Source organism: Mesorhizobium sp. (assembly GCF_004962925.1).
Lineage (GTDB): Bacteria > Pseudomonadota > Alphaproteobacteria > Rhizobiales > Rhizobiaceae > Mesorhizobium.
The window spans coordinates 1-10,208 of record NZ_SUEO01000222.1 but is presented as its reverse complement, the minus strand read 5'-3'; the positions used below and the strand labels follow the sequence as shown (position 1 = coordinate 10,208).

Sequence of the window (10,208 nt, the reverse complement as noted above, 5' to 3'; positions counted from 1 at the left end):
GTCGAGATGGAGAAGCTGATTGCCTCGGAAAACCCGGACCCGGAGCGGCGCGCCCGCTTCATCGCCAGCTTCAATCGGGGCTACCGCTCCTTCGGCGGCACCTACACGCAGTGCACTGCCTCGGCGACTGAAGCCATCAGCCGCTATATGAAGGAAGGCGAGACGCTGTCGCGCGACATCGCCTCGCGCTACGGCAACTGACCTTGACAGCTCCCTGCTTGTGTCCGGTGGCATCTTAGTGCAATCCTTGTGTTGCACTTCTGCAACGGTATTAACGAAACGTTACCGCACGGATGTGGAATTAACTCAAACTGAAGGTTTTCATCCCGCTCGCCGGCCTAATCGGCTAAGTTTTGAATCGGATCGAACGCAGGTTTGCCGAACGCTAGAAACCTTGTCGAAAACGACCCCATAAATGTCGTATTTACAAGTACTTACTTAACCTGCGTGTTAAAAAGGACAGCCCAAGCCTGATCCGCATCTGTCGGATCGCCGCTTGAAAGGGTGGACATCGCAATGGAACATGGCGTCAACGACATCGACGCGTTGGTCAGGGAAGAAAAGCGCCTGACCGCAGTGGAAAGCCACAGCGAGGCCTGGGCGGAAGGACTTTCGGCCGGAATCGAGCCGGAAATCATCGCCGAGGCGGCCCTCGAAACCGCGTTCGGCGAAATGCTGCGTGCCAATGGCGAGACCTCGGCCCTTGCCCTGCTCGACCGCATGCGTGAAAAGGTGATAGCCGGGGCCTTCGAACCAGGACGGCTGCGGCACTGAACCGGCATCAGGCTCTTTGACGACGACGTGCCGCTTGGGCATCATGCCCAGGGGGCACCTGTAAGGGCTTGAGCACCTGTAAGAGCCTGGGCATCTGGCCTGGCCTGGACGGACCTATAAGGTCCCGGAAATCATGGAGAGGCAGGCGGTGAATTTTTCGATGTCAGGCCAGCCGCGTGGCTTGGTCCTCAGCATCCAGCTCGCCGCTTTTTGCGCCGCGGTTCCACTCGCGTTTTGCCTCGCAAGCAGCCCCGCTTATGGGCTGAGTGAAATCAAGCGCGAGGACCTGCCCTCGCCGGTCGCGCCGCCTGCCGACGACGACATGTCGCCGCCCGGAAGTACGGTGCCGATGCCCGACCCGCTCGGCACGACGCCGCCCGCGGCCAGCCAGCCGACGACGCCCGACGAGCCGGAACAGGTCGAACCAGAGGCGCCAACGAACGATGGCGGCATAGCCAATCCGCAAGTCGATCCGGATGAACCCTTGCCCGAAGTCGTCTACGATCTCGGCAAGCTGCCGGAGCCGGTCAGGCGCATGCACGATCTGATCGTCGAGGCCTGCAAGAGCGGCGACATCGAAAGGCTCCGGCCGCTGATCGGCAAGGGCGACACGATGACCCAATTGTCGCTGAGCGAGATCGAAGGCGACCCGATCACCTTCCTGAAAGGTCTTTCGGGCGACGCGGAAGGCCAGGAGATCCTCGCCATCCTGGAAGAGGTGCTTAATGCCGGCTATGTCCATGTCGATGCCGGCACGCCGCAGGAACTCTATGTCTGGCCATATTTCTTCGCGCTGCCGCTGGACAAGCTCGACGCCAGGCAGCGGGTCGAGCTTTTCAAGATCGTCACCGCCGGCGACTATGACAGCATGAAGCAGTTCGGCGCCTACATCTTCTACCGCGTCGGCATCACGCCCGCCGGACAGTGGACGTTCTTCGTCGCAGGGGATTGAGCGGCATTGCGCTCTCCTGCCCACAAGCCCGCTAAAGCATCGGACCAAAAAGTGGGTACCGGGGAAAGTCCGCCGCTCTACACCGGCAGCGCCTCGGAAAACTCCACCGCTCTGCCCTGTCCGGGGCTGACGATCTCGCCTTCCCACATCACGCGCCCGCCGCGCACGACGGTGCCGACCGGCCAGCCGGTCACCTTCCTTCCGTCATAGGGCGTCCAGCCGGCCTTCGTGCCTGCCTGCCCATTAGTGATGGTTTCGCGGCGCTTCAGATCGACAATCGTGAAATCGGCGTCGTAGCCGGCGGCGATGCGGCCCTTTCTCGCCATGCCGAAGATGCGTTGCGGGCCGTGGCTCGAGAGATCGACGAAGCGCTGCAAGGTCAGCCGGCCGGCGTTGACGTGATCCAGCATGATCGGCACCAGCGTCTGCACGCCGGTCATGCCGGATGGTGAGGCCGGATAGGGTTTTGCCTTCTCGGCCAGCGTGTGCGGGGCGTGGTCGGAACCCAGCACATCGACAATCCCTTGCGCAACGCCGTGCCAGATGCCGTTGCGGTGGCGCACCGCCCGCACCGGCGGGTTCATCTGGATCAGCGTGCCAAGCCGCGCGTAATCATCCGCGCTCAGCGTCAGATGATGCGGCGTCGCCTCGCAGGTCGCGACATCCTTGTGCTGTTCGAGGAAGACAATCTCCTCGGCGGTCGAGATGTGCAGGACATGGATGCGGGCGCGAGCCTGGCGCGCGATGCGCACCAGGCGTTCGGTGCAGCGCAGTGCCGCGATCTCGTCGCGCCACACCGGATGCGAGGACGGGTCGCCCTCGATGCGTTCGCCAAGCCGCTCGCGCAGCCGGAATTCGTCCTCGGAATGGAAAGCGGCGCGACGGCGCGTGTTCCTGAGGATCGAGGCGACGCCCTCATCGTCCTCGACCAAAAGGTCGCCGGTGGACGAGCCCATGAAAACTTTTATCCCGGCCGCGCCCGGCAGCCGCTCGAGCTCGCCGGCATCCCTCGCATTCTCGCGGGTGCCGCCGACCCAGAAGGCAAAGTCGCAATGCATGCGGCCGGTCGCGCGCCGCACCTTGTCGGCAAGGGCTGCCTCGCTGGTGGTCAGCGGGTTGGTGTTGGGCATCTCGAACACAGCGGTGACGCCGCCGAACACCGCCGCGCGCGAGCCGCTCTCCAGGTCCTCCTTGTGCTCCAGCCCCGGTTCGCGAAAATGTACCTGGCTGTCAATGACGCCCGGCAGGACGTGCAGGCCGCGGCAGTCGATGGTCTCGCCGGCCGACGCTTGGCCGAGGTCACCGATGGCCGCGATGCGGCCATCGGTCACGCCGACGTCGCGCTGGCCCTCGCCATCGTGGTTGACCACCGTGCCGCCTGTCAGGATGAGGTCGTAGGTCGTGGCCATGCTGATCCGGTCTCTTGCGGGGGGAGTGTGAGCGGCTTACGTAAAGGCCGACCGTTTTGCAAGATCAGGTTCTTTTTCCGCCCATGCCCTTTGCCCAGTTGAAAGACCGCGCACTCGTTTCCGTCTCAGGCCCGGATGCTGAGCATTTCCTGCAGAACATCCTCACTACCGACCTCGACATACTGGCTGCTGGCGAGGCAAGGCCGGGGGCGCTTCTGACGCCGCAAGGCAAGATCCTGTTCGACTTCCTGATCTCGCGCGCTGGCGAGAATACCTTCCACCTCGAATGCCGATCTGACATCGCCGACGATTTCATCCGGCGGCTGATGCTCTACAAATTGCGCGCCAAGGTCGAGATTGCCAAGGCCGATCAGGGGCTTGTCACTGTTGCGTGGGGAGATGATTCAACCAGTTCGCAATTTGATTCAACCTGGGTTGCCGATGCGCGCTTCAGCGATGTGGCCGTCAGCCGCTTCTATGGCAGCGGTGCCGACGATGGTGACCTCGCCGCATGGCAAGGCTTGCGGATCGCCCATGGCATCGCCGAAAGCGGTAGCGATTATCAGCTCGGCGACGTCTTCCCGCATGATGTGCTGCTCGACGAGACCGGCGGCGTCGGCTTCAGGAAGGGCTGCTATGTCGGCCAGGAGGTGGTCTCGCGCATGCTGCATCGCGGCACTGCCAGACGGCGGGTGCTGATCGTTTCGGCCGAACGGCCCCTGCCCGCTCCTGGCACCGAACTGACAGTTGCCGGGCGACCGGTCGGCACGCTTGGCACCACCGCCAGCAAGACAGGTCTCGCCATAGCCCGTATCGACCGGGTCAAGGCGGCGATCGACGCCGGCCAGCCGATCATGGCGGATGATGTCCTTGTGTCGCTCACCATCCCGGCCTGGGCGAAGTTCACTTTTCCGCAGGAATCCGTCGGCGCGGAGGAGGCCTGATGGCGGCCGACCGTCCCGGCGCGCCGCCGCGGGCCTGGCAGCGTATGCTGTCGGGCCGGCGGCTCGACCTGCTCGACCCGTCGCCGCTCGACATCGAGATTTCGGACATCGCCCATGGGCTTGCCCGCGTCGCCCGCTGGAACGGCCAGACCAGCGGCGACCACGCCTTTTCCGTCGCCCAGCATTCGCTGCTGGTCGAGGCGCTTTTCAGCGAGCTGGTGCCGGACGCTCCGCCCGATGCGCGGCTGGCCGCTTTGCTGCACGACGCACCGGAATATGTCATCGGCGACATGATCTCACCGTTCAAATCAGTGATGGGCGGCAGCTACAAGGAGTGCGAACTGAGGCTGCAGCGCGCCATCCATCTGCGCTTTTCGCTGCCGGTCGAACCGGGTGCGGATCTGCGCAAGGAGATCAAGCGCGCCGACCAGATCGCCGCCTATTTCGAGGCGACAATGCTTGCCGGCTTTTCGACCGCCGAGGCGACCGAATTCTTTGGCCGGCCGCGCGGCTTCAATGTCGACCGCTTCGATTTCACCCCGCGTTCGGTGACCTGGGCGCAAAACGCGTTCCTCAAACGGTATGCGGCAATCGAGAAATCGCGGCGTCAAACGGTGCAGCCCGTCGACTGAAAAACGGTAAATTAACCGGAAGGGATAACAGTGCCGTGTTCGATCACGGTCTGCAGGCACGCCTCATGTCCGTCGCTCATGTCAAGGCTGGTTCGCCCGTCCGCGGACGGAGGGCCGAAGGCATCGGCCTGCCAGGGATAGAGGACGAACTGCGCAAACAGAACGATCGTTTTTCGGCCGCTGTCGAGAACATGTCGCATGGCTTGTGCATGTTCGATGCCGACGAGCGCATGATCATCTGCAACGGCAATTATATCAGCATCTTCTGCCTCAACGCCGAGATCGTGCAGCCCGGCATCCGGTTTTTCGACATCCTTCAGCACAGCGTCGACATCGGTGTCGCCTCGCACAGCGCCGAAGAACTCTACGCCATCCGCAAGCCTTACATCGACCGGGCGAAACCCTCGACCTACGAAGAAACGCTATCGGATGGCCGCATTATCAATATCTCGCACCGGCCGCTGGCTTCGGGTGGCTGGGTGTCGATCTATGAGGACATCACCGAGCAACGGCGTGCCGAGCAGGAGCTGAAGGAGCAGCACCGCCGCTTCGACGCAGCACTGGCCAACATGTCGCAAGGCCTTTTGATGTATGACGCCGACGGCAGGCTGATCGTCCGCAACGAACGTTTCCTGGAACTCTACCAGGTGACGCCGGCCGATTTTCCGCTTGGCATGAGCCACCGCGACGCGCTTGAGCAGCTCGTCCGCCTGGGTATCTTTGCGGAGATCGATATCGACAGCGAAATCTCGAAAACCGCGGCCTGCCTTCAAGCCGGCGAAGTGCGGTCGACCTACCGCCATCTTGCCGACGGCAGAACGCTGTTGGTGGTGCGGCAGCCGATGAGTGGCGGCGGCTGGGTTGCAACGTTCGACGACGTCACCGAGCGCAGGCGCGTCGAAGAGCGCATGACCCACCTTGCGCATCACGACACCCTGACCAACCTGCCCAATCGCTCGATGTTCCGCGAACGGCTCGACCAGGCCTTGGGCGAGGCCACGGACCTGGCGATATTCTCTCTGGACCTCGACCGCTTCAAGGCCGTCAACGACACCTGGGGGCACCCGGCGGGCGACTGGCTGCTGAAATGCGTGGCCGAGCGGCTGCAACGTTGCCTGCGCAACGAAACGGATGTGGTCGCTCGTTTCGGAGGCGATGAGTTCGTCATCATCCAGTTCAATCCCAAAGGTGCTGGCGATGCGGAAAAACTGGCAAAACGCATCGTCGACATCATCGGAAAACCCTTTCGCGACAAAAGCCGCGACATGCATGTCGGCATCAGCGTTGGCATCGCCCTTTTCCCCAATGACGGCAGGGATGCGGACACGCTGCTGAAAAACGCCGACATGGCGCTCTACAGGGCGAAAAGCGAAGGACGAAACGTCTATCGTTTCTTCGAGCCCGGCATGGATGCGATGGTGCGGGCACGACGCGCACTCGAAACCGATCTGGAGGCAGCGCTGCGGCGGCGGGAATTCGAGCTGGATTTCCAACCCATCATGAACATCGCCTCCGGCGAAATCGTCGGCGCCGAAGCCCTGATGCGATGGCACTCGCCGGCACGCGGCTTGGTGCCGCCAGACGACTTCATCCCGGTTGCCGAAGAGATCGGGCTGATCGTGCCGCTGGGAGAATGGGCGCTGAGGAAAGCCTGCACGGTTGCGGCGGGCTGGCCGCATGGGCTGCGTATCGCAGTCAATGTCTCGGCTGTGCAGATCAAAAGCGGCACCTTTGCCCGCAGCGTCATCTCCGCTCTGGCATTTTCCGGCGTGACGGCCGATCGGCTCGAACTGGAAATCACCGAAACAGTGCTGATGGACGAGAGCGATACGGTGCTCAAGACGCTTAGGCAGTTGCGCGATCTTGGCGTCCGTATCGCGCTGGACGATTTCGGCATCGGTTATTCGTCGCTCGGCTATCTCCGCCGCTTCCCGGTCGACAAGATCAAAATCGACCGCTCTTTTATCCGCGACATCGACAACCGCGACACGGCCGCGATCGTGCGCACGGTCATCGGGCTCGGTGCGCAGCTTGGAACGACCGTCACCGCCGAAGGGGTCGAAACCGAAGCGCAACTTGAGTTCCTGAGAAAGGAAGGCTGTGTCGAGGCCCAAGGTTACCTGATAGGCATACCGTCGAAGGCGGCGGATATCGCTTGCTTGCTGGAGTCGCGCGCGGCGATCAGGCAATCAGGCTGAGCGCAACAGGGCTGAGCCAGTCATCAGGCAAGCCTGAGACACCGGCCATCAGCGCAATGTTTCGATATATTTTTCGTGGAAGCGCACGTAACCGGCTTCGACCGCTCGATCAGCGTGTTAATCCTTTGATATCAGGAGGCGGCATTCAGTTATGGCGAGCCCGGAGGTTCCCGCCGGGTCAGAGGTGTCCGCTCAATGCCTCTACCATGTCCTTGTTCGTCGCTACGGGAACGATCTCGAATTCGACCAGATCCGCCCATTCGACGACCCACCGCTGCAGGAGTGTCACATCATCGGCCTCCACCAGCAGGAAGCAGCGGCTCATATCCGCCGCGATCCAGCTGTGGTGCACGAGAAAGCGCGTCCGGCTTCAGGCGGCCCTGGTCGCGGAAGCGAACGATAGATCTCCTTGCGGTCACAACCGCGAAAATCCTCGGTCACGAAAAACAGCATCTCTATCCCCTACTCGGATGATTATCGCCCCGGCCGGTCGAGCCGTTCCAGGAACCACTGCGTCAGCCGCACCCAGACCTCGTCCTTTTCGCCGGAGTCCTCCCAGCCATGGTCGAGATTGGGATTGTCGTTGACCTCGATGACGAAGACACCGTCCTTGGTCTCCTTGAGATCGACGCCGTAGAGGCCGTCGCCGATGCAGCGCGCCGCCCTCACCGCCGTCTCGACGACATGGGCCGGCGCCTCCTTCAGGGTGAAGGTCTTGATGCCGCCCTGGTCGGGCTTGCCATTGGCCTTGTGGTTGACAATCTGCCAGTGCTTCTTGGCCATCAGATAGTGCACGGCAAACAGCGGCTGGCCGCCAAGCACACCGACCCGCCAATCATATTCGGTCGGAATGAATTTCTGCGCGATCAGAAGGTCAGAATCCTCCAGCCATTCGGTGGCGAGCGTCTTCAACTCCTCGAAGGTGGCGCATTTCTTGACGCCGCGCGAAAACGACGAGTCCGGGATCTTCAGCACCAGTGGGAAACCCAGCGTCTGCGCCGCCACTTCAAGGTCGGACGTGCCGGCGATCATCACCGTCGGCGGCACCGGCACCTTGTTGTAGGTCATCAGCTCGTTGAGATAGACCTTGTTGGTGCAGCGGATCATCGACAGCGGATCGTCGATGACCGGCATGCCCTCTTGCTGGGCGCGGCGGGCGAAACGGTAGGTATGGTTGGAGATCGAGGTGGTCTCGCGGATGAACAGTGCGTCGTAATTGGCGAGCTTGGCCAGATCCTTCTTGGTAATCGGCTCGATTTCGACGCCCATCTTTTCGGCGATCTTGGCCCAATAGCGCAGCGACGAGATCTCCGACGGCGGCAACTCCTCATGCGGATCGACCAGCGTGGCGAAGGTGTAGCGTGACGGCGTGCGGCCCTTGGTGTCGCGCCATTCGCGGTTGGTGTAGGTCTCAAGGCACTGAAGGAAGCGCTTTTCTTCCTCCTCGGTCATCCTGGCCAGAGGATGGAAGCCGATCTTGCGGATCGACGCCCATTCGGCGCTGTCGGTGATGTGGACCTCCAGCGCCGGCGCTCGGAACCAGTCGAACAAAAGCTTGGCGAAGCGATCCCATATCTTCGACGGGCCGATGCCGAAGAAGATGCAGACTTTCTGCGGAAAGGCGCCGCCCAGGTCCTTGCGGCATTTGTTGAGCGCGAGTTCCAGCTCCGGCAGCGCGTGCTCGTAGAGCTTGCGCTCGGACAGGTCGATCATCGTCTCGACCGTCGGGATGACCTTGTGGCCGCGCGAGCTGGCGAGCAGCGAGGCATAGTAGCCGCGGCTCTGGTAGCCGTAATTGTTCGACAGGTTGATGACCTTCGGCCGCTGCCCACGGAACAGCGCCGGATGCGCAAGATAGTCGCGATTGGTGATGATCTTGTGCGGTGTCGCCACCTGATCGAGATCGTTCTGCCTGCCGGTAAGGATGACCCAGGTCATTGTCTGTCGCGCTTTCCGAGAGTGATGGCGGCACGCAATCCGTCGCGGCCGAACTGCGCCATGTTCATGAAGATGCTGTAAGGCACGGGAATGTTGGCGGCATCAAGGATGGTCTCCTGTCTCTCGTCCTCGACCCAGGGATCGTGGATCAGGATATGGTCGCCGTCGTCGCCGATGGCCAGCACCCAGTGCGGAACCTTCTTGCCGAACATCAGGAAGCCGCTGATCAGGACCAACACCAGTTTTCCCTCGGCGATCGCGGTTCGGATATCGTCGATGGCGAATGGACGGTAATTCACCGGGATGCCGTAATGTTCCGCGCGCCGGCGAAAGTCGACCTGCGCCAGTTCCATCACCCGGCGCTTGTCGTGGCTGCGCACCGACTGCAGGAACAGCGCGCCATGGAAGGATACATAGATCTCGGCAGAGAGCCCGCTTTCGTGACCGGCAACGGCGAGACCGAACGGCTCGCAGCCGCCCGGCCCCGACATCATGAAAACGGTGGTCGCCTCGCGCCACAAGCGGATTTCCATGACCGGGTCGGGCACGAAGCCGGGATCGAAATTGGCCATTGCCATCATCAGACAGCACGGGCCGCAGGTGAATTCGCAAGTCTGCTGGTAGAACGGCACCTTGGTGGCGACCGGAATGTCGCCACGCAAGGTCTTTTCGTAGCGCAGCGCCGTGGCGCCGTCCTCGTAATAGCCCGGTTCGCGGCCGATCTTGCGGTAGCCACTCTGCTCGTAGATGCGGATGGCTCGGCTGTTGTCCTCGCGCACCTCGAGGCGCAGCATCATGCGGTCGTGCTTGAAGGCGGTCTCTTCCGCCGATGCCAGCAGCATGCGGCCAATGCCGAGCCCGCCGAAAAAAGGGCCGATGGCGATGGAATAGAGCCGCGCGACGCCGCTGCCTTTGCGAAACAGCACGACCGCATAGCCGGCGACGCGGCCGTCGTTTTCGGCGACCAGCATCTCGGCGCTTTCGCGTTCGATCAACTGGCGAAAGGAGCGGCGGGAAATGCGGTCGCTCGCGAAAACAGCCTTCTCGATGACGGCGAGGTCATCGACGTCGGACGCGCGGGCCGTGCGAATCTCGGCAGGCATGCGGGCTCAGAAAACCTCGATTGGGTTGTGGAGAAGGCCCTGGTCGAAACGTCGATGACACCAGCCGAAGCGCCAGCATCCGTCAAGCGCTATCGCACCTCGATTCGGGCCGAATTGTGACAGTTTTGACGGCAGGCAGGTCGCGCAAAGGCTTTGAGCGACCTCCGTGTTTCGGCATCGGTGCGGCTTCGGAAAACGAGAGCCTGCTCAGCTTTGCAAGCCCGCCAGAAGCTGGCCATAGGCGCTCTTGGCCACCGC

The 10,208-nt window shown here is 62.3% G+C and carries 10 protein-coding genes; 6 read left to right on the top strand and 4 right to left on the bottom strand.

From position 1 onward, the window contains the following. The 3 genes from E5W87_RS29710 to E5W87_RS29700 all read left to right on the top strand — a co-directional run. The coding region (locus tag E5W87_RS29710) for a TIGR02301 family protein (RefSeq protein ID WP_292405743.1) at window positions 1–201 on the top strand (201 nt) is incomplete at its 5' end. A 315-nt stretch (window positions 202–516) separates the two neighbouring features. Beyond that, window positions 517–774 carry a hypothetical protein gene (locus tag E5W87_RS29705; RefSeq protein ID WP_077381793.1) on the top strand — a complete coding sequence of 86 codons (258 nt, stop codon included), beginning with the start codon at window positions 517–519 and terminating at the stop codon, window positions 772–774. Between the two features lie 148 nt (window positions 775–922). Continuing rightward, the gene (locus E5W87_RS29700) at window positions 923–1,726 is read left to right on the top strand and encodes a hypothetical protein (RefSeq protein ID WP_292405740.1); all 804 of its coding nucleotides are present in this window, start codon (window positions 923–925) and stop codon (window positions 1,724–1,726) included. A gap of 77 nt (window positions 1,727–1,803) precedes the next feature. Here the strand turns inward: E5W87_RS29700 and E5W87_RS29695 are convergent, their stop codons facing one another. After that, on the bottom strand, window positions 1,804–3,135 hold the full coding sequence (locus E5W87_RS29695; RefSeq protein ID WP_292405737.1) for a dihydroorotase: 1,332 nt from the start codon (window positions 3,133–3,135) through the stop codon (window positions 1,804–1,806). An 83-nt stretch (window positions 3,136–3,218) separates the two neighbouring features. Here E5W87_RS29695 and E5W87_RS29690 point away from each other — a divergent pair, with 83 nt between their 5' ends. The 3 genes from E5W87_RS29690 to E5W87_RS29680 all read left to right on the top strand — a co-directional run bounded on the left by E5W87_RS29690 (window position 3,219) and on the right by E5W87_RS29680 (window position 6,909). After that, window positions 3,219–4,079: a folate-binding protein YgfZ gene (locus E5W87_RS29690; RefSeq protein WP_292405734.1), complete on the top strand. Its 861-nt coding sequence runs from the start codon at window positions 3,219–3,221 to the stop codon at window positions 4,077–4,079. Further along, a complete protein-coding gene (locus E5W87_RS29685; RefSeq protein WP_292405731.1) occupies window positions 4,079–4,711 on the top strand; it encodes an HD family hydrolase in 633 nt (210 codons plus the stop codon). The genes E5W87_RS29690 and E5W87_RS29685 overlap by 1 nt, the downstream gene beginning before the upstream one ends. Window positions 4,712–4,776: 65 nt before the next feature. Continuing rightward, on the top strand, window positions 4,777–6,909 hold the full coding sequence (locus tag E5W87_RS29680; protein ID WP_292405728.1) for an EAL domain-containing protein: 2,133 nt from the start codon (window positions 4,777–4,779) through the stop codon (window positions 6,907–6,909). A gap of 178 nt (window positions 6,910–7,087) precedes the next feature. Here E5W87_RS29680 and E5W87_RS29675 read toward each other — a convergent pair whose 3' ends face one another. The 3 genes from E5W87_RS29675 to E5W87_RS29665 all read right to left on the bottom strand — a co-directional run bounded on the left by E5W87_RS29675 (window position 7,088) and on the right by E5W87_RS29665 (window position 9,950). Beyond that, window positions 7,088–7,234: a DUF3303 family protein gene (locus E5W87_RS29675; protein ID WP_292405725.1), complete on the bottom strand. Its 147-nt coding sequence runs from the start codon at window positions 7,232–7,234 to the stop codon at window positions 7,088–7,090. A 149-nt stretch (window positions 7,235–7,383) separates the two neighbouring features. Then, window positions 7,384–8,847: a RimK family protein gene (locus tag E5W87_RS29670; RefSeq protein WP_292405722.1), complete on the bottom strand. Its 1,464-nt coding sequence runs from the start codon at window positions 8,845–8,847 to the stop codon at window positions 7,384–7,386. After that, window positions 8,844–9,950 (bottom strand): peptidase C39 family protein, encoded by a 1,107-nt coding sequence (locus E5W87_RS29665; protein WP_292405718.1) that lies wholly within the window; start codon window positions 9,948–9,950, stop codon window positions 8,844–8,846. Before E5W87_RS29665 ends, E5W87_RS29670 begins: the two co-directional genes overlap by 4 nt. Between the last annotated feature and the right edge of the window lie 258 nt (window positions 9,951–10,208).

Excerpts from the sequence above, each read along its gene's own strand:
- E5W87_RS29665 (WP_292405718.1), bottom strand. The coding sequence starts at position 9,950 with ATGCCTGCCGAGATTCGCACGGCCCGCGCGTCCGACGTCGATGACCTC.
- E5W87_RS29695 (WP_292405737.1), bottom strand. The coding sequence starts at position 3,135 with ATGGCCACGACCTACGACCTCATCCTGACAGGCGGCACGGTGGTCAAC.
- E5W87_RS29680 (WP_292405728.1), top strand. The coding sequence starts at position 4,777 with ATGTCCGTCGCTCATGTCAAGGCTGGTTCGCCCGTCCGCGGACGGAGG.
- E5W87_RS29675 (WP_292405725.1), bottom strand. The coding sequence starts at position 7,234 with ATGAGCCGCTGCTTCCTGCTGGTGGAGGCCGATGATGTGACACTCCTG.
- E5W87_RS29690 (WP_292405734.1), top strand. The coding sequence starts at position 3,219 with ATGCCCTTTGCCCAGTTGAAAGACCGCGCACTCGTTTCCGTCTCAGGC.
- E5W87_RS29685 (WP_292405731.1), top strand. The coding sequence starts at position 4,079 with ATGGCGGCCGACCGTCCCGGCGCGCCGCCGCGGGCCTGGCAGCGTATG.
- E5W87_RS29670 (WP_292405722.1), bottom strand. The coding sequence starts at position 8,847 with ATGACCTGGGTCATCCTTACCGGCAGGCAGAACGATCTCGATCAGGTG.
- E5W87_RS29705 (WP_077381793.1), top strand. The coding sequence starts at position 517 with ATGGAACATGGCGTCAACGACATCGACGCGTTGGTCAGGGAAGAAAAG.